Annotated in this window: 21 protein-coding genes; 11 read left to right on the forward strand and 10 right to left on the reverse strand. The window is 69.7% G+C overall.

The genetic code is table 11. The annotated features are described in order from the left end of the window. The first annotated feature begins 40 nt into the window (after nt 1–40). The 4 genes from O3438_RS01765 (at nt 41) to O3438_RS01780 (ending at nt 5,194) form a co-directional block, all read left to right on the forward strand. A complete protein-coding gene (locus O3438_RS01765) occupies nt 41–2,083 on the forward strand; it encodes a M6 family metalloprotease domain-containing protein (RefSeq protein ID WP_269678226.1) in 2,043 nt (680 codons plus the stop codon). An 85-nt stretch (nt 2,084–2,168) separates the two neighbouring features. Next, on the forward strand, nt 2,169–2,603 hold the full coding sequence (locus O3438_RS01770) for a hypothetical protein (RefSeq protein ID WP_269678227.1): 435 nt from the start codon (nt 2,169–2,171) through the stop codon (nt 2,601–2,603). Next, entirely contained in the window at nt 2,600–3,184 is a 585-nt protein-coding gene (locus tag O3438_RS01775) for a TlpA family protein disulfide reductase (protein WP_269678228.1), read from the forward strand. Before O3438_RS01770 ends, O3438_RS01775 begins: the two co-directional genes overlap by 4 nt. Nucleotides 3,185–3,298: 114 nt before the next feature. Further along, nucleotides 3,299–5,194 carry a CocE/NonD family hydrolase gene (locus O3438_RS01780; protein ID WP_269678229.1) on the forward strand — a complete coding sequence of 632 codons (1,896 nt, stop codon included), beginning with the start codon at nt 3,299–3,301 and terminating at the stop codon, nt 5,192–5,194. A 106-nt stretch (nt 5,195–5,300) separates the two neighbouring features. On the opposite strand, the gene O3438_RS01785 is transcribed toward O3438_RS01780, so the two are convergent. Together O3438_RS01785 and O3438_RS01790 are read right to left on the reverse strand one after the other, a co-directional pair. After that, nucleotides 5,301–6,527, reverse strand: coding sequence for a PQQ-dependent sugar dehydrogenase (locus tag O3438_RS01785; RefSeq protein WP_269678230.1), 1,227 nt, complete (start codon nt 6,525–6,527; stop codon nt 5,301–5,303). A gap of 115 nt (nt 6,528–6,642) precedes the next feature. Beyond that, on the reverse strand, nt 6,643–8,817 hold the full coding sequence (locus O3438_RS01790) for a HelD family protein (protein WP_269678231.1): 2,175 nt from the start codon (nt 8,815–8,817) through the stop codon (nt 6,643–6,645). 287 nt (nt 8,818–9,104) lie between these two features. On the opposite strand from O3438_RS01790, the gene O3438_RS01795 reads away from it, so the two are divergent. Beyond that, a complete protein-coding gene (locus O3438_RS01795; RefSeq protein ID WP_269678232.1) occupies nt 9,105–9,764 on the forward strand; it encodes an MSMEG_1061 family FMN-dependent PPOX-type flavoprotein in 660 nt (219 codons plus the stop codon). A 12-nt stretch (nt 9,765–9,776) separates the two neighbouring features. Here O3438_RS01795 and O3438_RS01800 read toward each other — a convergent pair whose 3' ends face one another. The 4 genes from O3438_RS01800 to O3438_RS01815 all read right to left on the reverse strand — a co-directional run bounded on the left by O3438_RS01800 (nt 9,777) and on the right by O3438_RS01815 (nt 15,101). Next, on the reverse strand, nt 9,777–12,260 hold the full coding sequence (locus tag O3438_RS01800; protein ID WP_269678233.1) for a tetratricopeptide repeat protein: 2,484 nt from the start codon (nt 12,258–12,260) through the stop codon (nt 9,777–9,779). A gap of 66 nt (nt 12,261–12,326) precedes the next feature. Beyond that, nucleotides 12,327–13,301 (reverse strand): zinc-dependent alcohol dehydrogenase, encoded by a 975-nt coding sequence (locus O3438_RS01805; RefSeq protein ID WP_269678234.1) that lies wholly within the window; start codon nt 13,299–13,301, stop codon nt 12,327–12,329. 44 nt (nt 13,302–13,345) lie between these two features. Continuing rightward, nucleotides 13,346–14,536 (reverse strand): radical SAM/SPASM domain-containing protein, encoded by a 1,191-nt coding sequence (locus tag O3438_RS01810; protein WP_269678235.1) that lies wholly within the window; start codon nt 14,534–14,536, stop codon nt 13,346–13,348. Nucleotides 14,537–14,633: 97 nt separating this feature from the next. Next, nucleotides 14,634–15,101: an NUDIX hydrolase gene (locus tag O3438_RS01815; protein ID WP_269678236.1), complete on the reverse strand. Its 468-nt coding sequence runs from the start codon at nt 15,099–15,101 to the stop codon at nt 14,634–14,636. Nucleotides 15,102–15,295: 194 nt separating this feature from the next. Here O3438_RS01815 and O3438_RS01820 point away from each other — a divergent pair, with 194 nt between their 5' ends. Together O3438_RS01820 and O3438_RS01825 are read left to right on the forward strand one after the other, a co-directional pair. Beyond that, nucleotides 15,296–16,006, forward strand: a complete 711-nt coding sequence (locus O3438_RS01820; protein WP_269678237.1) for an AAA family ATPase — start codon at nt 15,296–15,298, stop codon at nt 16,004–16,006. Nucleotides 16,007–16,449: 443 nt separating this feature from the next. Next, nucleotides 16,450–17,019 (forward strand): AAA family ATPase, encoded by a 570-nt coding sequence (locus tag O3438_RS01825; protein ID WP_269678238.1) that lies wholly within the window; start codon nt 16,450–16,452, stop codon nt 17,017–17,019. 59 nt (nt 17,020–17,078) lie between these two features. On the opposite strand, the gene O3438_RS01830 is transcribed toward O3438_RS01825, so the two are convergent. Then, a complete protein-coding gene (locus O3438_RS01830) occupies nt 17,079–17,357 on the reverse strand; it encodes a hypothetical protein (RefSeq protein WP_269678239.1) in 279 nt (92 codons plus the stop codon). Between the two features lie 63 nt (nt 17,358–17,420). Between O3438_RS01830 and O3438_RS01835 the strand changes: the two genes are divergently transcribed. Then, a complete protein-coding gene (locus tag O3438_RS01835) occupies nt 17,421–17,975 on the forward strand; it encodes an HAD domain-containing protein (RefSeq protein WP_269678240.1) in 555 nt (184 codons plus the stop codon). 104 nt (nt 17,976–18,079) lie between these two features. Here O3438_RS01835 and O3438_RS01840 read toward each other — a convergent pair whose 3' ends face one another. The 3 genes from O3438_RS01840 to O3438_RS01850 all read right to left on the reverse strand — a co-directional run bounded on the left by O3438_RS01840 (nt 18,080) and on the right by O3438_RS01850 (nt 21,794). Further along, nucleotides 18,080–19,927, reverse strand: a complete 1,848-nt coding sequence (locus O3438_RS01840; RefSeq protein ID WP_269678241.1) for a glycoside hydrolase family 15 protein — start codon at nt 19,925–19,927, stop codon at nt 18,080–18,082. Nucleotides 19,928–20,046: 119 nt separating this feature from the next. Continuing rightward, nucleotides 20,047–20,649, reverse strand: coding sequence for a response regulator transcription factor (locus tag O3438_RS01845; protein ID WP_269678242.1), 603 nt, complete (start codon nt 20,647–20,649; stop codon nt 20,047–20,049). Beyond that, on the reverse strand, nt 20,646–21,794 hold the full coding sequence (locus O3438_RS01850; RefSeq protein ID WP_269678243.1) for a sensor histidine kinase: 1,149 nt from the start codon (nt 21,792–21,794) through the stop codon (nt 20,646–20,648). The genes O3438_RS01845 and O3438_RS01850 overlap by 4 nt, the downstream gene beginning before the upstream one ends. A 107-nt stretch (nt 21,795–21,901) precedes the next feature. Here O3438_RS01850 and O3438_RS01855 point away from each other — a divergent pair, with 107 nt between their 5' ends. The 3 genes from O3438_RS01855 to O3438_RS01865 are packed head-to-tail and all read left to right on the forward strand — an operon-like array spanning nt 21,902 to nt 24,307. Beyond that, on the forward strand, nt 21,902–22,801 hold the full coding sequence (locus tag O3438_RS01855) for an ABC transporter ATP-binding protein (protein WP_269678244.1): 900 nt from the start codon (nt 21,902–21,904) through the stop codon (nt 22,799–22,801). A gap of 19 nt (nt 22,802–22,820) precedes the next feature. Next, the gene (locus O3438_RS01860; protein WP_269678245.1) at nt 22,821–23,540 is read left to right on the forward strand and encodes a hypothetical protein; all 720 of its coding nucleotides are present in this window, start codon (nt 22,821–22,823) and stop codon (nt 23,538–23,540) included. Between the two features lie 53 nt (nt 23,541–23,593). Beyond that, entirely contained in the window at nt 23,594–24,307 is a 714-nt protein-coding gene (locus tag O3438_RS01865; RefSeq protein ID WP_269678246.1) for a GOLPH3/VPS74 family protein, read from the forward strand. Nucleotides 24,308–24,331 lie beyond the last annotated feature (24 nt).

The following is a 24,331-nucleotide window of genomic DNA, read 5'->3' on the forward strand; positions in this document are numbered from 1 at the left end:
GACCTCGGCACCGCGTTTTCCTCCGACGAGAGGTGGTTCCGTGCACCGTACCCCCCATCGAACCCGGCTGCGGCGGGCCGTGCTGGCCGCCGCCGTGGTGACCACGCTCGTGGCGACCGGGGCGGCGCAGGCCGCCGCCGCCCCGGCCAACCCGGCCGGCGGCACCGCGCCGTTCCAGGTTCTCGACCCGCAGGCGTGGCAGAACCCGGACACGATGACCTGGAACGACTACAAGGCAGTGCCCGGCAAGAACTGGGCCGACCCCAGCGTGTCGGGGTCGGTCCGCAACTTCAAGATCGCCCTGGTGGCGCTCGACTATCCCGACGAGACGTTCGCGGTCTCCCAGCGGGCCCGCTCGACGGTGTTCGGCAACCCCCAGTCCGTCGCCACCAACATTCCTCGCGCGGACGTGCCGAAGTTCTACCAGGACTTCCTGAACACCCCGAACACCCTCAACAAGGGCCACACCCTGCACGAGTACTGGATGCAGGACTCCAACGGCCGCTACGGCGTCGACCTCACCGGGTTCGGGCCGTACCAGATGCCGGCCAAGTCCTACCAGTACGGGTTGGACAACGGGTTCAACCCGGGCGCCTGCCCGAGCGGGGACGTGTGCGGCAAGAACATCCGTACCGACGGCCTGGGCGCCTGGCGGGCGGCTGTCGGCGAGGAGGTCGCCAACCAGTACGAGTTGGTGTTCATCCTCAGCGCCGGCCAGGACGAGTCGTCGACCTGGCAGGAGTTCGGGCAGATGATCTTCCAGAACAAGGAGGACGTGCCGGACGCCTGGGGCCCGCCGGACCCCAACCTGCCGAACTGGGCCAAGACCCGCTACGTGGACTGGACGTCGTGGAAGGCGGCGGCGACACTGTGGCCGAACGCCGGCGGCGGCTCCTCCACCCAGGGGGAGAGTTCGGGCATGGGCGTCTACGCCCACGAGTTGACCCATCTGCTGGGCATCGGCGACAACTACAACAACCCGTACGGTGAGCCGCTGCGCAGGGCGTACACCGGAATCTGGAGCATGATGTCGCGCGGGTCCTTCAACGGCCCCGGGGGTCCGCACACGCGTTGGCAGATCCCGCCCACCAACGGCGGTTCGATGGGCTCGCTGCACACGGTGCGGGACAAGCTCAAGATCGGCCTGCTCGGCGAGGAGCACGTTCTGCGGCTGTCCCGGGAGTCTCTGGCCTCCTCGGGCCTGGTGGTCGCACAGGTCACGGCCCGGGCTGTCGACGCCGGCCCGAAGGGTCTGAGCGGCGTGAACATCGCGCTGAACAAGGACCTGTCGCCGGCGTGCGGCGTCAGCACCGACCCGCTCTGCGACGGTGGAAGCTTCAACAACTACACGGTCGAGGTCGTCGACCGGATGGGCGCGGACTCGTTCACCCCGGACAGCGGCGTGCTGGTGAGCAAGACGAAGAACGCCGACAGCGCGCCTTTCCAGTGGGTGGTGGACGCCAACCCGCAGGACATCAACATGATCGACTTTTACCGGCCGGACGGCACCCCGCAGAAGATCACCATGGGTGACTACCGGCAGCTCTCCGACGCGCTGTTCCACGCCGGCGCGGACACCGGCAGCCAGTACGAGTACGTCGACGAGGCCAACCGGCTGCACTTCTACATCATCGACCTCAAGCGGGACGCGGCCGGCTCGCTGTCCTACACGGTGGCGGTGCGCTCGCTGGACGGCACCGGCGGGCCGAGCAGCCACGACGTGGCATTGGGCAAGGGCGAGGTGACCGGCGGCGGCAAGCCGACCAACCGTGGGGTGACCTGCTCGTTCGAGCTGACCAACACCGGTACGTACTCGGCCGGCGGGCAGCAGCACCCGGAGGACGTCAGCGCGTACCTGAAGTCGGACGTCTACCGCCTGTCGGCGGAGGTGGCCGGCAAGGGCTGGCGGACCTGGCTGCCCAACCAGCTCGCCACCGCGCAGTTCGGCAAGGCCACCACCGTCAAGGTGTCGGTGGGTGCCACCGCCGCCGCGGCCCAGACCGGATTCGTGAAGCTCACCGCGACCTCGGAGAGCGACCCGACGAAGACGGTGACCAAGCAGTGCCGGGTCGAGAAGTCCTGACCTAGGCCCGAGGTTGACCCCGTTCCTGCCGGGTCCGCGGCGGCCTACCGCCGCGGACCCGGCAGGCGGGCGAGAGGAGGATGACGTGCGGCGAAGCACCATGGCTCTGCTGCCCCTGCTGCTGGCCGGCGCGACCGGCTGCGGCGCCGTCGGCGCCGCCGAGGAGGCGGCCTCCCCGACGACAGTCCGCGTCCTGGTCCGCGACATCAACATCCGGGCCGCCGGGGTGGACTGCGCCGGCACCGGTCCGTACCAGCACTTCCACAACCGGTCGCCGTTCCGGGTCCTCGACCCGGACGGGGCGGCGGTGGCCAGCGGTGAGCTGACGGCCGGGACCGCCGTGGCCGCGTTCGCCGAGGACCTCGGGGTCGAGCGCCTACCCACCTACTGCGAGTTCGCCATCGGTGTACGCGTGCCGCAGCGGGACTCCTACCGGCTGGAGGTGGACGGCCGGCCGCCGCTCGACCTGACGTCGGACAGCAGCGAGGGCCCGGCGCTGGTGGCGGTGGTCCCGTCATGAGGCGGACACTCCTGCCGATGGTGCTGGCGGCGGCACTGCTGGGCGGATGCAGCACGCCCGAGCCCACGCCCGCGCCCGCACCGCCGACCGTCGGAGGAGCGGCGGCGCTGCCCGGGCCGGTCCCCGCCGACCTGGCGTTGCGCCCGGCGCCCAGCACCGCCCCGGCCGCCCCGGCGTTCACCGGCGCGCTGACCGACGGCACACCGTTCACCGTCGCCGAGGTGTGGGCGCAGCGTCCCGTCGTGCTCACCTTCTTCACCTCCTGGTGCACCACCTGCGCCGACAGCCAGGCGGCCCTCAGCGAGCTGGCCCGCAGCTACCGGGACCGGGTGGTCTTCGTCGGCGTGGCCGGCGCGGACCAGGCCGACGAGGTCCAGGACTACCTCCGCGCCCACCGCGTGGAGTATCCGGTCGTCCTCGACGACCAGCAGACGATCGCGCGTTCGTACGCGGTGCGGGAACCGCCGGCCGTCGTGCTGGTGGCCAAGGGCGGTGCCCTGCTCCGCGGCTGGCCGGGCGGCCTGGACGCCCCGGCACTCGACCAGCGGCTGCGGGAGCTGGTGCTGGCCGGCCAGCCGTAGCCAGGCACCCCGGCACCGTCGAACCACACCCGGCGAAGTTCCTACACGTGCAGGTGGTGGCAACAACCACCAGCTCGTAGCGTTACGCAACCTCGGACACATCAAGGAGACTGCATGGCTACAAGGGGAACGCGCTGGCGCACGGGCGTGGCCGTACTGTCCGCGACAGTGCTCGCCGCCCTCGGTGCGGCGCCGCAGGCGCAGGCGGCGGACGACCCGCCGTCGATCGTCGTCCAGGACGGTGTCACCCAGCCGGTGTTCGGCTACGCCGACGCCATCCGGGAGCGCCTCTTCATCGACTCCACCTTCGACAGCGACAACGACGGTCTGCGCGACATCATCGCGTTCGACCTGATGCGGCCGGCCGCCACCGCGCAGGGCCTCAAGGCCCCCGTGGTGATGGACGCCAGCCCCTACTACTCGACCGTCTGCCGAGGCAACGAGTCCGAGTGCAAGGCGGACCTCGACGGCGACGGGCTGCTGGACAAGTGGCCGCTGTTCTACGACAACTACTTCGTGCCGCGCGGCTACGCGGTCATCCTCCTGGACATGGTCGGCACCAACAACTCCACCGGCTGCCCCACCACCAACGCCAACCAGGACAACCTGAGCGCCAAGCAGGCCATCAACTGGCTCAACGGTCGGGCCACCGCCCGCAACGCCGCCGGTCAGATCGTCAAGGCGGACTGGCACAACGGCAAGACCGGGATGATCGGCAAGTCGTACGACGGCTCGCTGGCCATGGCCACGGCGGTGACCGGCGTGAAGGGCCTGACCACCGTCGTGCCCATCAGCGGACCGACCGAGTACTACGACTACGTGCGCAGTAACGGCGTCGTCACCCGTGGCAACAGTTATGTGTCGTCGCTGGCCAACACTGTCACCAACCCCGAGCGCCGGGACTACTGCAAGCCGGTGCGTGACGCGATCGGCGCCGCCGACGGCGACGAGCATGGCGACTACACGTCCTTCTGGAACGAGCGCAGCTACGTCAAGAAGGTCCCCAACGTGACCGCCAGCGTGCTGCTCTACCACGGCCTCAACGACGACAACGTCCGGCCGGACCACTTCAGCAAGTTCTGGTACGCCTTGGCGGAGAACAACGTTCCGCGCAAGCTGTGGCTGTCGCAGGAGGGTCACGTCGACCCGTTCGACTCGCGCCGCGCGGTGTGGGTGTCGACGCTGCACCGGTGGTTCGACTTCTGGCTGCAGGGCGTCGCCAACGGCATCATGGACGAACCACGGGTGGACCTGGAGCGTTCCGCCGACGTGTGGGAGACCCACGCCGACTGGCCGATCCCCGGCAAGACCGACACCGAGGTCTTCCTCCAGCCCGGCACCACCGGCGCGGGCGGTCTCGGGCTGGTGCCCACCGCCAAGCCGGCGACCGGGGCCTTCCAGGACAACCGTACGCAGAGCCAGAACACCATGATCCTCAACCCGGACGTGGCGCAGCCCAACCGGCTGGCCTTCCTGTCCGCTCCACTGACCGCGCCGCTGCACATCTCCGGCACCCCCACCGTGCAGTTGCGGGCCTCCGCCGACCAGACCGACACCAACCTCGGGGCGATCCTGGTCGACTACGGCACCGACGAGCGGGTCGCGCACCGGGCCTCCGGCGAGGGGATCATCACCCTGGACACGTCGGACTGCTGGGGCCAGAGCAGCCCGACGGACGACGGCTGCTACAAGCAGACGGCGAAGCGGGTGGCCACCGCCGACTACGAGTTGGTCACCAAGGGCATCATGGACGCCCAGAACCGGCAGTCGATCCGCGTCGGCGTGCCGCTGGTGCCGGGGGAGTCGTACAACTTCAGCTTCCCGCTGCTGCCGGAGGACTACGTCTTCAAGCCCGGCCACCGGATCGGCGTGATCATCGTGGCCAGCTACCCGCAGTACTCCAGCCAGGCGGACACCACCGCCGCGAACCTGAAGGTCGCGTTGAAGAGCAGCAACATCGTCCTCCCCGTGGTCGGCGGCACCGCCGCCGCACACGCCGCCGGCCTCTGACCGGCTGACCGACGGGCCGCCAGGCGGCCCAGCACCGGGACGGCCCGGCGATCAACCCTCTGTGGAGGGTCATCGATCGCCGGGCCGTCGCGCTGTCGGTGCCTGGTCAGCCCTGCTGGGGGAGCGGGACCCGCTCGAACCGCACCTTGCTCAGCCACCCCGGAAGGTCACTGAGCACGTACAGCTCGCCGTTCACGTCGGCGCCGAACGCCGTCGGCTGGGTGGGGAAGGTGCCGATCTCGGCGGACTCGTAGCCACCCGTGGACGTCTGACGGATGGCGAACGCGCGGGTCGAGCAGTAGTCGCTCGCGATGTAGGTCCCCCGCGCCTCCGGGGTGACAGACCCCCGGTACACCGAACCGCCGATGATGGAACAGTTCTCCGTCATGTAGTGGTCGTACTCGGCGATCGGGTCGGTGAGTCGCACGCCCGGGCGGCACTGCGTCTGGTCGAAGACCGGCGTGCCCTCGCGGCAGGACCAGCCGAGGTTCGCGCCACGCTGCGACGGGCGGATGTGGTTGATCTCCTCGATCAGGCCCTGGCCGACGTCACCGATCCACAGCGAGTTGTCGACCGGGTCGATCGAGAACTTCCACGGGTTGCGCAGCCCGTACACCCAGATCTCCGGCCGCGCGCCAGGAGTGCGGACGAACGGGTTGTCGAAGGGTACGCAGTAGGGCTTTCCGCCGCAGGAGCGGTTGACGTCGATCCGCACGATCTTGCCGAGCAGGGTGCCGAGGTTCTGGCCCGACTTGAACGGGTCGTTCGCGCCGCCGCCGTCGCCGGTCGACCAGTAGAGGTAGCCGTCGCGGCCGAACGCCACCTGCCCGCCGTTGTGGTTGCCGTACTCGGGGTGCTCCTGGGTGAGCAGCACCTGCAACCGGTCGGGCGCCCCGAGGGGCACCCGCGCCAGGGTCAGCGTGCCGGCCGGCAGGCTCGTGTAGGCCACGTACAGCATCCCGGTGCGCGCGAAGTTCGGCGCGGGCGTGATGCCGAGGAGGCCACGCTCGTTGTCCGACGTGTCGACCCGGGCGGTCAGGTCGAGCACCGGGTCGGCCGCCAGGCCGGTGTCGGGGTGGTAGGCGCGGACGGTGCCGGCCTTCTCCGCGATCAGCATCCGGCCGTCCGGCAGCCCGGTGATCGCGATCGGGCGCTGCAGACCGAAGGCCACCCGCTCGGATACCACGGTCAGCTCGGTGAGGGGCACCGCACGGGTGCGGGACGGGCCAGCGGCGCTGCCGGTCGCCGACGCCGGCGGCGACAGGAGCGCGGACAGGGTGAGGATGAGCAGCCCGGCCAGTATGGTGGCCGGGCGACGACGTCGTCGCGACATGGTCAGCTCCTCGATGAAGGTGGTGGTGGACGCGGTCTGGGAGCGTTCCCACGCTACATCGAATCGAGTCGATATCCAACCTTTTCGGAGCCTGTGCGTGCGGCTTCTTCGTCGGTCATCGCCTGAGAATCAGCTGTCCGAGTTCCTGCGTGCATCGGGTGAGGGCGACGTAGAGACCGTTCCAGCCACGCGGCTCACCGGCGATCCGGTGGGGGTCGACGACCAGCGTCGCGTCCCATTCCAACCCCTTGGACTGGGTGGCGGTGAGCACCGGCACGTCATCCAGTACGGCCAGGAGTTCGGTGACGTGGTCCGCGGGGGCGATCACGCCGACCGTGCCGCCGGACCACCGTTGCCGCAGCTGTCGCACCGCCTGGGCGGCGGTGCCGGCAAGCTCGCCGGGTGTGATCGTGAGTTCCCAGGGGGTGACGCCGGAGGAGCGTACCGCCCGCGGCGGCGTGTTGTGGCTGCCCGCCATCTTCAGGACCGGTGCGGTGAGCTCCATGACCTCACGCGGGGTCCGGTAGCAGATGGTCAGCTCCGCGGCGGTCCAGCGGTCGCCGAAGGCAGCTCGCACCGCTTCCGCCCAACTGGTGTGGCGGTGCGCTGCCTCCGCCTGATCGATGTCGCCGACCGCCGTGATGGAGCGACTGGGACACCGCCGCAGCACCATGTGCCACTGCATCTCGGACAGCTCCTGCGCCTCGTCGATGACGACGTGGCCGTACACCCACCCGCGCTGCCGGCGAGCGCGGTCGGCGACGAACTCGCCCTGTGGCTGCGGCGCGTCGACCTCGCCGAGCAGGTCGGCAAGAGCGTCGATCAGGGGAATGTCGCTCGGTGCCCACTGTGGAGGCTCGGCCGAGACGGCGGTGATCTCCTCGGGGGACAGCTGCGGTGCGAACCGGGTCAGCAGGGCGCTGTCGGTCAGGAAACCAGCCAGCAGGGTTTCGGCGTCGAGGGTGGGCCACCATGCCTCGACGAACCGGGCGATGGTGGCGTTCTCGGCGATCCGATCACGAAGGTGTTCGACCTCCTCCTCGGACAGCAATCCGTCGATGTCGCTACCGGCGGGCTTCCGGCTCGCATGGTGGTCCTGCCGCATGTCCCTGTCGACGCGGGCGAGGATGTCCTCGAAGCCCTCCTCCATCTCCGCCATCAACGCCTCGCGATGCTCGACGACGGCTTCGGCGAGGAGGTGGTGCACCTGCTCGGCGAACGCCGCACGGGCGCGGTGGTACGAGCGTCCCTGCACCGCCGAGGCGAGCGCCTGCGCCACCGATTTGGCGGCGATGACGTAGGACTCACCCTCCCAGCGCACCGTCATCTCGCGCGGCCGGGGGAGCAGCGACGAAACGTAGTTCTCCAGCGCGAGCTGCCAGAGCGCACGGCCCTTGATCTCGGCGACGTGCCTGCTCTCGTCACGGCCCACGCCGATCCCGGGTAGCAGGGTGTCGCAGGTCGCCGAGACGACGGCGGTCTCACCGAGCGCGGGCAGCACCTGGGCGATGTACCGGAGAAACCGTGGCGAAGGGCCGAGGACCAGGACGGCCTGGTCGGCCATCCTCTGGTGGGCGAACAGCAGGTAGGCGACGCGGTGCAGGGCGACAACCGTCTTACCGGTGCCGGGACCGCCCTGGACGATCAGCGGACCGGTCGCCTCGGCCCGGATGATGTCGTCCTGTTCGCGTTGCAGCGTGGAGATCGCCGTCGACATGTGGCCGGTACGTCGCTGGTCGAGGGCGGCGAGGAGCGCGCCTTCGCCCACGAGTTCCCCGCTGACCGTCCCGTCCAGTGGCTCGTCGTCCACGCCGACGACGACCGAATCCCTGGTGCGTATGTGACGGCGCCGTGCCTGACCCTGCGGGTCGACAGCCGTAGCGGTGTAGAACGGCCGAGCTGCGGGAGCCCGCCAGTCGAGGAGCAGCGGCTCAGCGTCCTCGCCGTCGGTGCGGAGGCCGACCCGGCCCACGTGTCGCACTGTGCCGTCACGACCGTCGAGCCGGCCGAAGACCAGCCCTTCCCGTGCACGCCGTAGCTCCTCGTACTGTCGGCGGAGCATCCGCTGCCGGGCCTGCTCCAACGGGTCCAGGGCATCCGACGAAAGCTCGACCTGAAGGTGGTCGACCAGCCTGTCGCGCTGGGCTGTGGCCAGGTCGAGAAACGCCTGCTCCTCGGCGACCGCGGAGCGGCGCGCGACGCCCTCCGTGGTGGAGGCCGGCGGTTCGCCGTCCGGTGTCACGTCGCTGACCCCGGTGGTGCCGTCGTTGAGGGCAGACTTCCGGCGCATTCGCTAGTCCTCGCAGTGGTGTCCCCTCGGCCCGGATGAGCCGCAGTGCATTCGGCGGCAAGCATAGGAGTTGTTTTACGCATCGGCCAGGAAACGTGCCGGCAGAGAGGGGAATCTCAATTCCTTGCGGCTCCGGGGTGCCTGTGGCCCCAAGGAATTGCGATTCCCTTGTTGACACTTCCGGCCACCTATTTCGTTTCGATTCGGAAACGTATCTGCTGCCCCCGGCGGGAAGCGCCCATATTCTCGGGACGGCTTCCGCCGAGACGCTCGGTTAGGGTCGCGGTATGACGTCAGCCCCTGCCGCCAGCGCCTTCGACTCGCTGCGCCTCGACGCTGTCCGCGATCACGAGACGCTGCGCCAGGCCTACGCACTTCCCAGCGACGCGGCCGTACGCAAGCAGATGACCGAGCTCACCGAGCAGACCCGGCAGCTGATCGCCTGCTCGTCGCTGGTCCTGGTCGCCAGCGTGGACGCCGAGGGCAACTGTGACGTCTCACCACGCGGCGGCCCCGCCGGTTTCGTCGCCGTCCTGGACGCACGGACGGTGGCGATACCCGACGCGACGGGCAACAAGCGGCTGGACAGTCTGCAGAACATCGTGACGACCGGACGCGCCGGGCTGCTGTTCGTCATCCCGGGGCGCACCACGACCCTCCGGGTGAACGGTCGGGCCTGCGTCTCCACCCGTCCCGAGCTGCTGTCGCAGCTGACCGCAGTGGGTAAGCCGCCGGCCAGCGCGGTGGTGGTGGGGATCGACGAGGTCTACCCGCACTGCCCCAAGTCGCTGCTGCGCAGCGGGGCCTGGAAGCCGGAGCAGTGGCTGCCGGCGGACGCGCAGCCGACCTCTGCCGAGGTGACGCTGGCCCAGTTGCGTATGCCGGAGCTGACGATCGCCGACATCGAGCAGGCGGAGGCCGACGCGCTCAGGTACCGGTACGAGTGAGGGGCCTCGCCGTCATCCGGTCGGCGTCGACTCGGAGCCAGGCCTCGGTGCCGCCTCCCCGCTGAGGTCACGGTGCTTCAGCACCAGCCGCTCGCCGGCCCTGACCTCCTCGCGCATCCCCAGCCGCGCGGCGAGCCGGGTGGCCTCGCTCAGCGTCGTGGAGGCCTCGTGCACTCGGCCCTGGTCCAGTTGGACGTCGGCGAGACGGATCAGGAGTGTTGCCAGGTTGGACGCACTGCCGTGCTCACGGGTGAAGTCCACCGCCCGCCGGAGCAACGCCGAGGCTGACGCGAGGTTGTCGCGGCGATGCTCGACCACGCCGAGGTTCCCGAGAACACGTACCGCCCACTCGGGGTCGTACGTCGGCGTCTCGCCGTCGGCCAGCGCCCGGGTGACGGCCTCGGGATCGAACACCCGACTGGTCTCGCGGAAGGCGCGCTCGGCCGCGTCCCAGTCGCCCAGGTCGCGTGCGAGCTTCCCCGCCTCGAACGTCAGGTGTGCCACCAGGCTGGACGCCGCCGGCATGGTGAGGTCGGGCACCAAAGCCTGCGCCTGGTCGAGGTGCGCCGCGGCTTCCTCGTGGCGTCCCTCCCGACGGCACGTCTGCGCGCAGCAGACCTGATGGCGCAACCGTTCCTCGGGCGTCGTGGGCAGGTGCGACACCCGATCGAGGGCAAGCCACGCCTGGTCGAACTCGCCGCGCTGCGCGTAGATCCAGTTCTGGTACCAGCCGGTGTGCAGGACCAGATCGTCGGCAGCCGTGGAGGAGGCGAAGCTTTCGACTTCCGCGCAGGTCGCGAGCAGGTCGTCCCACCGGCCCACGGCGTCGAGGTCGGCCAGCACGGCACCGGCGAGCGCCAGAGCATGGTGGACCTGCCCGCTGTCACGCGCCCACCCGTACGCGACGTGCAGGTGCGGGCCGAGGGAGCGCAGCCGAGTCAGATCACGCCAGCTCGGATCGGGGAGCCGGTACTGGGCGGCGACCTCCAGCATGGTGGTCAGCCAGGCCCTACGTACGCGGTCGCGGAGGTCGGGTTGTTCGTCCAGGAGGCGCTCGACGTAGGTCCGTGTCAGCGGCAGGAGTGTGAACATGCCGCCCCGTAGATCGATCAGTGACAGCTGGATCAGCGTCTGGATGCCGTCGTCCCGGGCGACGACGTCCTCGCCGAGGCCCGCCGCGCGGCCGAGGAGAGTGCGGTCAACGGGATCTTCGAACATGGCGATCGCCGCGAGCACCCACAACGCCTCCGTGCCCTCCAACGCCCGGACGCTCTCCCGGAAGCAGAAGGCGGCGATGTCGCTGTGACCGGAGCCGAGACGTCGGAGCACGGACTCGACCGAGTGCCCGAGGTTCATCAGGCTCAGGCTCCAGACGATGGCGAGCGGAATACCGCCCGTCTTGCGGGTGAGCGCCGACGCCTCCGCCTGGCTCAGCACGAGGTCACGCTGGTCGGCCTGGGCGGCGATCAGCTGCGCCGCCTCGTCCAGTGGCAGCCCGGACAGGCGCAGGGAGTAGGCGACGTCGAGGCGGTGCCGGGACGTGACGATCGCCTTGGTGGGTTGGGGCAGGTCGCGCAGGAAGGCGGCGATCTCGTCATCGTCGACGGTCTCCAGGTTGTCCAGGACGAGCAGGACCCTGGTGTCACCGGAGAGCAGCTCCCCGATGACGGCCCGCTGTTCGCGGAACGGCATCTGGATCAGCTCGCCGCGTCCGAGCACCGAGCCCATCACGGTGAAGAGGTCCCGGAGCACCGCCAGCTCGGGCTGCCGTGTGTTGATGCCGTGTGCCGTCAGCAGGGTCTGTTTCGCCGAGACCCAGATCGCCGCGTCGAACTGCCGTCGCCCCGGGTCGCCCTCGATCAGCTGGTACGCCGCCTCCAGGGCCAGTGACGTCTTGCCCACGCCCCCGATGCCGTCGATCACGACCACCCACGTCCGATCCTCGGGACGCATCCGCTTGAGCACCAGCTCAAGCTCCGTGGCACGCCCGACGAGCCGGTGGTACGTCCGGTGGGGCAGATTGTGCCGCGACGATCGGTCGCTCTGCGGCGGGGCGGTCGGCCGAGCCGTCGCCCGCAACACCTCGAGCTGTTGTTGCTGATACATCAGGGCGAAGGACGGTTGCAGCTCCGGCAGGTGCTGCAGCTCGTCGCGTAGGCACCGGACCAGTTCCTGCAACGCCCGGTCGATCCTCTCCTCGTCCACCGACGGGGCGAAGCGTCGGAGCACCTGCGCGAAGTCCTGGCTCGCCTGGTCCTCCGACCGGGCCGGGTACAACACGAGCTGCCGCAGAGCCTCACCGACGCTGGGTAGGTCCAGAATCGGCGCGTCGTCCAGGAGGAACAGGGTCAGTTCCCGGTCGACCGAGAGATGCCGGTCGCGGAAACGATCCACCGCGCGGTCGGTGGCCGTCCGCAGCCGCCGATCGAAGTCACGCTTGCGGAGGTGGGCGCCGACCGCCGTCTCCACGGCTCGCACGAGGACGTCTGCCAGCATGCCTAGCACCGTAGGGCTTCGCCGCCACCTCGTGATCGGACCAACGGTCGAGATGAGACGGTGCCGTCACCGAGGTCTCGGCAGCACCATCGTCCGCCGACCGGGGTGAGCCACCGCGTGCAGCATCGCCTGCTGGGCGTCCGCCAGGTCGAAGGCTCGGCCGACCAGGCCCTCGGTCGGCACGGCCCCGGACGCCACCAGCGCCGAGGCCGCGGCGAAGTCCTCCCGGGTGTGGCTCACGGAACCGGTCACCGTGATCTCCCCGCTGCGCAGGCGCGGCAGGTTGAGGTCGAGCGGAACCGACGGGGCCACGGATTCGAACAGGACCACCTGACCGCCGAGTCGGACGACGCTCAGCGCCGCCTCGATCGACGCGATGCCGCCACGGGTGACGACGGCCGCAGCCACCTCCGATCCGACCGTGTCGCGAATGCACCGCGCCACGTCCCGCCCGTCCGGCTCGACGAGCACGTCCGCTTCGACCGGCGCACGTCCGTTCGCGTCGCGGGCTGTGGCGACGCCGACCGTGCGCAGGCCGCGGGCGCGGGCGGCGGCAACGTGCAGAGCGCCGGTGAACCCGAGGCCGAAAACGGCGAGCAGATCTCCCGGTCGACATCCGCTTCGATCGAGCGAGTGGACGACACAGGCCGTCGGCTCGACCAACGCGGCGTCCTGGCACGTCGCCGCCGGTCCGACGGGAAAGACGTCGACATGCGGGACCACGAGCAGGTCGGACATACCCCGGGGCCCCTGGGGCTGGCGCTGCGGCCCCGAGGCCTTCGCGTACGAGCACAGGTTGCTCCGGCCGGCCCGGCAGAACGGGCAGTCACCGCACCGCGGAAGCAGTGAGACGGCGACCACCTCGCCGGAGCGCAGGCCCGTCGACGCAGGCGCGTCGAGGACGACCGCTCCCACCTCGTGCCCGCCGAGGAGCGGGTACTCGGGTCGAACCCCACGGAACACCCGCTGCTCCCACGTACAGATCCCGCACGCGCCGACCGAGACCAGCACCTCCTGAGCAGCCCGCCGGGGCTCGGGCACGTCGTGGACCTCGACGCGGCGTGGCGCCACGAAGACCGCCTGCCTCACCGACCACCGGGGCCGGTCGAGGACAGCGCTGTCAGCGGGAGTAGACGCCGAACCGGTCCGTCCTGCGCCGCCTGCTCCGCTTCGGCGTACGGGGTGGGACGAGCGGAGTCGCGCAACATCGTCCCGGGGAAGTGGCCGCCGTCGTAGAGCACCTGGCAGAGGGGGTACGGAGCCCGCAGGTCGCGGTAGCGGGCGATGGCGCTGGCCCGGCACAACCCGCGACACGACTCTGCGACGGCGCAGTTGCCGCAGACCCCGTCCAGGTCGTCGACCTGCCAGGCCCGGGTGCTGGTGAACAGCGGACTTTCCTGCCAGATGTCGGCCAGCGAGCGATCCCGAACGTTGCCGGCCTTGGCCTGGTCGAACTCGTACATGCCCTGGCAGATGGCCACCTCGCCGTTGGCGAGTACGGCCAGGAAGGATCTGCTCCAACCACAGGTGGTCGTCGCGCCGCCCGGTTGGAAGGCGGGCGGAAGGGTGGTCATCAGCACCGGCGTGCGTGATCGGTGCGGATCCCAGGCGTAGTCCCAGAGGCGCTGCGGGGGCAGGCGGGCCAGGAGGTCGAACAGCTCGTCGGCGTCGATGACGTCCTCGGCGACGCCGTGACCGCGCCCCAGCTCGTGCACGCTGAGGATCAGCTTCAGTTGGGACGCGCCCAAGTCGCCGGCCAGGTCGAGGATGTCGTGGATCTCGTGCAGGTTGCCCCGGCGGACGACGGTGTGGATGGAGAAGTAGAGGTCGTTGTCGCGCAGCCGGCGAAGGTTGTCGACGGTACGCGTGAATGCCCCGCGCTGCCCACGAAAGGAATCATGGGTGGCCGCCGACGCGCCGTCCAGGCTGACGTAGAGGTGTAGTCGGTCACCGATCCGGGTGAGTTCGCCCAGCGTCACCTCACTGATGATCGTGCCGTTCGTCTCCAGCGAGATGCGGAACCCCTGGTCGTACGCGGAGCGCATCAGGTCCACAAAGCCCGGCCGCAGCAGGGGTTCACCGCCGGTGAACTTGACGTGCCGAGCCCCGAGGCGGCGCGCCTGCGTGAGAACCGACCGGATCTCGTCGTCGTCGAGCTCGTCGGGCTGTGCCTTTCCGGCGTCGACCCAGCAGTGTCGACATGCCTGGTTACAGGCCAGTGTGAGGGAGATGGTGAGGTTCTCAAGAGAGTGGGAGCCGGGCTCGCGGTCTGTCATGCATGGCCCCTCGCTGTCGGCGGATGGAAGCCCCAGCGGATGGTCCCACGCCCACTGGCGGGTGTGAAGTGTCGTGATTCCGGTTGCGGCGCCGACGTCATTCCTCGTTGCGGGTGCCCAGCCAGCCGAGCGCGGCGGTTACCAGTGCGGGCAGCTCCGGTGGGGTGTCGAGGTGTTCGACCTCCGCCGCCGAGAACCAGCGGCAGGCGCTGACCTCCTTCAGTTGTGGACGCAGGATCCCCCCGTCAGGTCGGCAGACGTAGATCATCTCGACGTGGTGGTGGACTTCGAGCGCGGCGGTCTTCATGTCTATCTCGAGAATGGCGAACGGGGAGGGAATCGTCCGGGCCGCAGGATGGACGAACGGCTGCCGGCCGACGACACGGACGTGGATGCCGGTCTCCTCGCGGACCTCACGCACCGCCGCCTCCACCGGATCCTCCTGCTCGGCCAGATGGCCACCTGGATAGATCCACATACCGATCTTGTTGTGGTGGACCAGCAACACCCGATGGTCGTCGTCGACCACGATCGCGGCAGCCGTGAAGTGGCGGGCGGGTCTCATCAGCATCTCCGATACGACGGCGTCCGGTGGCGGCAGACAGCTGATGCTGCCACGCCACGACCCCGATGACCCCGTGGCGACACGATGGGTCCATCGTCAGCACATTGTGACTCCGCTCGACGCGGTTAGGCTTGTCGATCGCCGAGAGGCGACAACCCACCGCAGGATCAGGGGGCGACGGGGGAGAGTGGGTCATGAGCTATCACGAGACGCCGGACAGTCGCCTCGTCGTCATCACCGGCGGACCGGGGTCCGGCAAGACCGCCCTGGTGGACGCGCTGCACCTGGCTGGATTTCGGGCGGTACCCGAGGCGGGCCGTGCCATCGTCACCGATCAACGTGCGATCGGCGGCCGCCTGCTTCCCTGGAACGATCCCGCCCTCTTCGACGAACTGGTCCTCGCGATGGGGATGCGCGCCCACGAGGACGCCTGCGCGATCGGTGGGACCGCCTTCTTCGACCATGCGATCCCCTGCACCGTCGGCTTCATCAGAGCCCGCGCCGAGGCGGTGCCTGCTCACTTCCACGCCGCCGTCGCCCGCTTCCGGTATCACCCGACGGTCTTCGTGGCACCGCCGTGGCGCGCGATCTACCGGCGTGACGAGGCACGATGGGAGAGCTACGAGCAGGCGCAGGGCATCCACGCGGCGATCGTCGAGGCGTACCGCGAGGTTGGCTACCGGTGCGTGGAGCTGCCGCGCGCCGACGTCGCGACGCGGGTGCGTGTGGTCCTGGACCGGCTCGGCGGTGACGACGAGCGTCTGCGGGGTGACGGCCTGACCCACGGCGAACCGTCTCGGGCTCACCCTCCGTCGGGGCCGCGACGCGATCGACCGCGCGCATTCACCAGCGAGAACACGACGAATGCGGGGCAGGACGACAGGCGCTCGGCGACCTCCGGGTAGTGCTCGCGCATCCGCTCCGACGGCCGCGGTTCGTGGATCCGCTCGATGAGGAAACCTCCCGCGCGGAACTCGTCACACGTCACGTCCAGGGGTTGACGCCAGTAGGCCACCTCCCACCCGCTGTGCCAGCTCTCCCGCACCCTCTCCACCGTGAAGTAGCTCCCGCCCAGACGGCGCCAGTCGTCCATGGGGTGGTGCGTGGAGACGACGAGCCGCCCACCGGGCCGGAGTAGCCGCGCGACCTCCCGAGCAGCACGAGCGGGACGCCGACGAGCATCTGGCGGCCCATGGCCTTCGCGTCGACGCTGGCCAGCGATGAGTGAGCGGTGGACGAGGGCTGGCGACCAGATTGCGGCAGGTCCGGGTGGATAGACTTCAGGCGCTTCCAGACCTTGTCCGTTCGGACGGGGACAGGTCCTCAACGATCACGGAACGCGAGGGGAATGACCAGCCGCGGGATCATCGTGCTCTCGGGCCCTCCATGCTCGGGCAAGACCACGGCAGGGGCGGTTCTGGCTGCGGAGCGGTCCTCCCCGGGCCACCGTCGGATCCACCTGGAGGTCGACACCCTCTTCGACCTTCTGTTCCCTGGATCCGATCGAAATCGTGACGATCGTCTGCGCGCCTACGACGGTACGCACCTCCTCGCCCGCATGTTCGTGGATCATGGAGAGACTGTGGTCCTCGAGTGCACCTACGCTCGGCGTGAGCAGCGAGCCAGTCTCCTGAAATCGTTGGCCGGCTCCTCAGCGTCGCTCTGGGTCGTCGAGTTCTTCGTGACGCCCGAAGAGGCCGTGAGTCGATTCCGGAAACGTCACCAAGCCACGGATCTCGACGAAGCGCTCGTCCGCGAGCGGGCCGAAGCGTTCCCGTACTTCGACGATGCCCTCCGCCTGACGTCATCCGCGGGGACCCCCGAGGAACACGCCCAGAGCATCGTCACGTGGCTGCAACAGGGTCCTCGGCCAGTGGACCAGGAGGCGTGGACCCGGGCTGGACGAGGCTGGAACTGAGGCCGCCCTTCCATCGGCCGGACAACGGCTCCCGAACCACCCTCTGAGGGCTCGGGCGTTCAGCCGGCGGAGTTCCAGGCGTCCTCGAACGTGGCACCCGCGATGACGAACCGGCTCCAGTCCTCATCGAGATCATCCAGGCTCACCTGTCCGAGGCCACCGAACTGGTCTTCGTTCCGTCCGGGTCCGTAGCGGAGAACCGGGCCGCTGTCGTACACCACGACCTGCCGAACCGGCCAACCGTCGTCGTGCACCTCGAAATACCAGACCGACCGGCCCCAGGCGTCGAACTCGTCGCCGCGCGTCTCGTCCCAGCGACGACGGTAGAAGCGGGCCATGACCGCAAGGGTAGATCCCGGTCTGCGGGAGCCGTTCTCGCACGCTCACCCGGCGCGGATCGGATGAACCCACGATACGGTGCGGGCGTGATCGCTGGCCGCGCACAGAGCCCGCTGATATTCGTGGATGTCGACGGACCGTTGATCCCGTTCCGGGCTCGGCGAGTCAGCCGGAAGCGCCCGTCGCGCGGTGCGGACGTGCGGCGACTCGACCGCACCGGCAACCCACTGCTCGATCGGCTTGAGCCAGATGACGGGCGGAGGCTGTTGGCGCTGGGCGGCCAGTTGATCTGGGCGACGACCTGGATGGCGGAGGCCAACGAGGTCATCTCGCCACGGCTCGGGCTCCCCGACCTGCCGGTCGTCGACTGGCCGGACGACGACGGGGATCCGGAGCACGGTCTGCACTGGAAGACCGCATCCCTCACCCGGTGGGCAGCCGGCCGCCCGTTCGTCTGGCTCGACGACGAGATGGGCGATGCTGACCGCCGATGGGTCGCGGCACACCACCCGGTGAGGGCGCTGCTGCAACGCGTCGACCCGTACGTGGGTCTGACCGAAGCGGATTTCTCGGCGGTCCGTCGGTGGATCGGGCAGATCGACCCCACTGATCGGTGATCGGCACGCCCACCTGGTAGACCTGCGGCCCACGGCGACGATCCTCCGGGCCGTGGCCCCAGGCCGCCCATCCACGGGCAGCCGGCTGCGGATGACTGCCCGCTCTACCGGCGGCGTCGGGCGTCGGCCTCGGCGTCGAGCAGGTCGTTGAGGGTCAGCGCCGAATTGATCAACGACAGGTGGCTGAACGCCTGGGGATAGTTGCCGATCTGTTCCCCTGTCGACGCGATCTCCTCGGCGTACAGACCCAGGTGGTTGCTGAAGGTGAACATCTTCTCGAACGTGAGCCGGGCGTCGTCGAGGCGACCGGAACGGGCCAGCGCCTCGACGTACCAGAAGGTGCACATGTTGAAGGTGCCCTCGTGACCGGGGAGGCCGTCGGGGGAGTGGACCGGGTCGTACCGGTGGACCAGGCTGTCGGAGACGAGTTCGCGCTCGATCGCGGCCAACGTGGACTGCCACAGTGGGTCGCTCGGCGTGACGAAACCGACCGCCGGCATGGCGAGCAACGCCGCGTCCAGCACGCTCTCGTCGTACGCCTGCACGAAGGTGCCGCGACCCCGGTCGTACCCGCGCTCCATGACCTGGTTGTAGATGCGGTTGCGCTGGTCGGTCCAGCTGGTGATGTCTCCGGGTCGGCCGGTCCGGGTGGCCAGGCGGACGGCCCGGTCCAGCGCGACCCAGGACATCACCCGGCCGAAGGTGTAGTTGCGGGGGTGGTGGCGGCTCTCCCAGATGCCGGCGTCGGCCTGGTCCCAGTGACGGCAGAGCCAGTCGACCAGCCGGACGGTGCTCTTCCACACCTGGTGTGAGACGCGGATGCCCTGCTCGTCGGCGAGGTGCATGGCGTAGAGCGCCTCACCGTGGATGTCGAGCTGGAGTTGGTCGGCGGCGCCGTTGCCGATGCGCACCGGACGCGAGCCGCGGTAGCCCTCCAGGTGATGGAGGGTCTCCTCGTGCAGGTCGGAGGAGCCGTCGACCCGGTACATGATCTTCAGGGGATCCTGGAGGTCGCCGGCCTCGCGGATCCGCTCGTCCAGCCAGTCCATGTACCGGCTGACCTCCTCGGTGAAACCGAGGCCGAGCAGCGCGTGCACCGAGAACGACGTGTCCCGTACCCAGGTGTAGCGGTAGTCCCAGTTGCGGGTTCCGCCCACGAGTTCGGGCAGCGCGGCGGTGGGTGCGGCGATCATCGCGCCGGTCGGGGCGTACGTCATGAGTTTCAGCGTGATGGCGGAGCGCTCGACCATCTCCCGCCAACGGCCGGTGTAGCGCGAGCGTTCGAGCCAGCGCCGCCAGTAGTCCCGGGTCCACTCGAACATCCCCTGGACCTCTTCCGGCGAGAAGATCCGCGGGTCGGTGTCGCCCGTCTCCAGGACCACTCCGCCGGTGTCGCCCTGGTTCAGGGTGCCGTACGCGATCAGGTCGCCGTTTTCGAGGCGGACGTCGCCGCGCTCGGCGATCAGGTGCCGGACCGGGTCGACCGGGTTGAACGTCAGGCTCGCCGATCTGCTGCGGAAGACGTAGCCGTGGCGGTGGGTCTCCAGTTGGTGCTCTTCGCGGGCGTAGTCGAACCGGGGCCGGCACTCGACCTTGAAGCGCATGCTGCCGCGGACCATCGTGACGAGGCGGACCAGGCGGTGCGTGTCGGTGGCCCGCTCGCCGGTGACCGGCATGAAGTCCATCACCTCGGCCACGCCGTCCGCGCTGATGAACCGGGTGATCAGGATGGGGGTGCCGGGAAGGTAGAGCTGTTTGGTCACGTACCGCACGTCGCACGGCGCGATCCGGAAGTACCCGCCCTTGTCCTTGTCGAGCAGCGCGGCGAAGATGCTCGGCGAGTCGAAGCGGGGCGCGCAGAACCAGTCGACCGTCCCGTCGCAGGTCACCAACGCGGCGGTCTGCAGGTCGCCGATGAGCCCGTGATCTTCGATCGCCGGATAGCTGTCCACGTCTCTCCCCGGTTCGGCGGCCTCCTGCGCATCGAACCTAGGGGAGAAATTGTCGGGTTAGGTCGCTTTCGCGTTCCGCCACCCGGTTTGCGTACCCGACGGGCTTCGACGTGGTGGTGTCACAGCCAGTCGTGTTCCCGGGCGTAACGCGCCGCCTCGTGGCGGGTCCGGGTCTGGGTCTTCTGCATGGCGTTGGAGAGGTAGTTGCGCACCGTCCCCTGCGCGAGGTGCAGCCGGGCGGCGATGTCGGCCACCGAGTAGCCCTCGCTGGTCACTCGCAGCACGTCGATCTCCCGTTCGGTGAGCGGGCAGTCGTCGATGACGGCCAGCGCGGACACCTCCGGGTCGATCCAGCGCCTGCCGGCGTGCAGGGTGGCGATGACCGAGGTGATGTGCGACGGCTCGGCGGACTTGCTGACGAAGCCCTGCACGCCGAGCTTCAGAGCCTGGCGCAGCACGCCGGGCCGGGCATGCCGGGTCAGCATGAGGACGACCTGCTCGGGACGCTCACGACGGATCCGCGCGACCGCGCCGAGCCCGTCCACGCCCGGCATCTCCAGGTCGATGACCAGCACGTCGGGCTGGTGGCGCAGCGTGGCCTCGACCGCCGTCGCACCGTCGGACGCCTCCGCGAGGACGGTGATGTCGCCCTCCATGGGCAGCAGCGTGGCCAGCGCCGTCCGCAGCAGCGCCTCGTCGTCGGCGAGAACGATCGTCGTCATCGCCCGCCCTCCGGTGCCCCCGCTGACGTGCGGGCACGGACGGGCGGGAACACCGCAGCCGTCCGGAACCGCCCCTGCTGCTGTTCCACGGTCAACTCACCCCCGTCACCCGCCACCCGCTGCCGCAGGGCGGACAGCCCTCTGAGTTCGCCCGGGCCGTCACCGGTCGCTCCGTCGTTGACGATGGTGATGCCCGACTCGGAGAGCGTGATCTGCACCTGGGTCGCCTGCGCGTGCCGCAGGATGTTCGTCGTCGTCTCCCGCAACACCTGACCCAACAGTTCGCTGGCGCCGACGTTCACCTCGGCCTCCCGGGTCACCCGCACCCGGATGCCCGCCGCCTCGAACAGGTTCTTCGCGTTCTCGAGCTCCGTGGAGAGGTTGAGCCGCCGCTGGGCGTACGCGAGTTCCTTGGTCTGGGCGATGGTGTCGCTGACCAGGGCGTACGTCTCCTGGAGCTCCTTCTCCGCCCGTTCGGCGTCGGCGAGCAGCAGTTTGCGCGCCAGCGCGATCTTCAGTTTGACGACGTGCAGGGTGTGGCCCTGGATGTCGTGCAGGTCGCTGGCGAACCGGACCCGCTCCCGGACGACGGCCAGCTCCGCCTCGCGTTCCCGGGTCTGTTCGAGCTCCCGGATGAGGTCGTAGAACCGTTCGCCGACGACCGTCAGGACGGTCACCAGGACGGTGATGACGGTCGGCACGAGGACGTAGGTGAACAGGACACCGCCCGCGTCGTCACGTTCCACCAGAAGCCGCGTCGCGCCGACGACAGCCACGTAGGACAGGAGCGCGACAGATGCCCGGACCTTCCGCCGCACCTCGCGCAGGGCCAGGGAGCCCACGGCACAGAATCCCCAGTACGCGTTGGGGCTGCCGGTCACCAGCACCCCCAGTGGCCACACCGCCGCCGCCACCGTCAGACACGGAAGGGCAACCCGGGCGAGGTCGTTCGCTGTCCACCGCTCGAAGGCCACCAATGCCGCGCCGACACCGGGGGCGAGGACGATGAAATGCCACCAGGTGTGCGCGTCGCTGAACAGGAGGACGGCCGCGGCGATCAGGACGGGCGGCAGCGACGTCACCAGGGTGAGCCGGCGCAGCCGTCCCTGCGTCGACTCGGTGAAACGCTCCGATCGTGCGGTCACCACCTCAGTATCCGGCAAGCATCGGCGACGACCAGTGACACTGCGTCACAAGCGGCGGTGACGCAGCGCCACTGACGGCTCGCGCGGATCCGCGCTGTCATGGGTGCATGTCCACCACACCAGTCATCGAAGTCGACCGGCTGAACCTCACCTACGGTGATTTCCACGCCGTCAAGAACCTCTCCTTCGACGTGCGACCCGGCGAGCTCTACGCGTTGCTCGGCACGAACGGAGCGGGCAAGACCTCGACGTTGGAGACCATCGAGGGCCACCGGGCCCCCACCTCCGGCACGGTACGGATCTTCGGGCGCAGCCCGCTGGACCGACGGGCGGTTCGTCCCCAGATGGGCGTCATGCTCCAGGAGAGCGGATTCTCCCCAGACCTCACCGTCCGGGAGTCGGTGCACCTGATCGGCCGGCTCACCCGCCGCACCGACGACGTCGACCGGGTGCTCGACCTCGTCGACCTCACCGAACGGGCCGGCCGGAAGGTCGCACAGCTCTCCGGCGGGGAGAAGCGGCGGCTGGACTTCGCGACCGCCGTCTACGGGACCCCGAAGCTGATCTTCCTGGACGAGCCGACCACCGGCCTGGACATCCAATCCCGCGACGCCCTGTGGGCGACCGTGGACCGGCTGCGCGAGAACGGCACCACAGTCGTGCTCACCACGCACTACCTGGAGGAGGCGCAGCAGCGCGCCGACCGCATCGGCCTCATGCACGAGGGCGCCCTCCACCGGGAGGGCACCGTCTCCGAGCTGACCCGCACCCTGCCGGCCGTCATCCGCTTCGAGCTGACGGCACCGGTGTCCACGCTGCCGCCGCAGGCCGTCGTCGGTCCCGACGGAAAGGTCGTGATCGAGACCTTCGACCTGCAGAACGACCTGCACGCCCTGCTCCGCTGGGCGCAGGACCACGCCGTGGAACTGCGGGACCTCCAGGCCGGGGCGACCCGGCTCGACGACGTCTTCCGCGCCATCAGCGGCACGCCCGCTGCCCACTCCTGACCCGTTAAGGACCAGAAGCATGCTTCCCATCGCACTCGGCGAGCTGATCCAGATCTTCCGCAACCGGCTGGTGCTGGTGACCGGCCTCATCATCCCCGTGGCGGTGAGCGCCCTCTTCGTCCGCCAGCACGAGACCTTCGCCGCCATCGGCAGCCTCGGTTACATCGCGGCCATCGTGATGTTCACAGTGGCCGCCTTCGGGCTCTACACCACTGCCGTGACCACCCTGGCGTCCCGCCGACAGAACCTGTTCCTCAAGCGGCTGCGGTCCACCGCCGCAGGTGACGCCGGCATCCTCGCCGGGCTGCTGCTTCCCGCCACCGCCATCGCCCTGGTGCAGGTGACCGCGATCCTGGCGGTGCTGGCCGCGATCACCGGCGAGCCGGGCAACGTCGCCCTGCTGGCGGTGGCGGTCCTCGCGACCCTGGCCATGATGATCGGTCTCGCCCTGGCCACCGCCGGGCTGACCAACTCACCGGAGCACGCCCAGGTCACCACCCTGCCCGTCAGCCTGGGCGTGATCGGTGTCGCCACCTGGGTCGGCACCACCGGCACCGCCGACCTCACAACGCTCAAACGGCTGCTGCCCGGGGGCGCGGCCACCGAGCTGACGGTGAACGCCTGGAACGGCGGCGTCGCCCTGAGCGAATCTCTCGTCCTGCTGGCGCCGACCCTGTCCTGGATCGTCGTCGCCGTCCTGCTCGCCAACCGGCTCTTCCGCTGGGAACCCCGCCGCTAGCCACACCGCGAAAACCCCAACGCCGACGACCACAACCGTGAAAGGAAGGACCGATGGCCACGCGACAAGACATGAGGTACGGGGTGGAGGCGAGCCTCGCCGAGGACCTCCTGCTGCTCCTGTTCCAGCCGAACGCCGGCTTCCGGGGCAGCGGGGTGATCGCCGGGGAGAACACGCTCTTCTACGTACTCGCCGGGGCGGTGCTCGCCGACCTGGCGCTCGGGGAGCAGGTGCGCACCTCCGGACGGGGCTCGTCGACGCGGGTCGAGGCCGTTCCGGACCGCCCGCCGTCGGACGACATCCTGCGCTCCGCGTGGGACTACGTCGCGCAGAAGCCCCGCGGTGTGCAGACCGTCCTCGCGGCGGTCGGGCCGACGCTGCGCGCCCCGGTGCTCGACCGTCTCGTCGACCGTGGCGACATCCGCCGAGCGCGCCGCCGGACCCTCGGCGTGTTCACCACGACGGCGTTGGAGGACGGGGAAACCGGTCGTCGGTCCGTACTCCTCGGAGACGTCCGGGACGTGCTCGTCGAGGGCGTCGAACCGCGACCCCGGGTGGCTGCCCTCGGGGCGCTGCTGTCGGCGAGCGGGACGCTGCCCCAGTTCGACAGCGACATTCCCTGGACCACCCCGGTGATCAACCGCGCGAAGGAACTCGAGCAGGGCGACTGGGGAGCCGGTGCCGCCGCCGAAGCGGTCGCACGCACCGTCACCGCGACCATCATCAACAGCGTCGTCGTGGCGACGGCCGTCATTCCGCGGCCCTGACGAGGCCGCCCCGGCGGGTGAAAG

Origin of the sequence: Micromonospora sp. WMMC250, assembly GCF_027460215.1 — a bacterium.
GTDB classification, from domain to species: Bacteria; Actinomycetota; Actinomycetes; order Mycobacteriales; family Micromonosporaceae; genus Micromonospora; species Micromonospora taraxaci.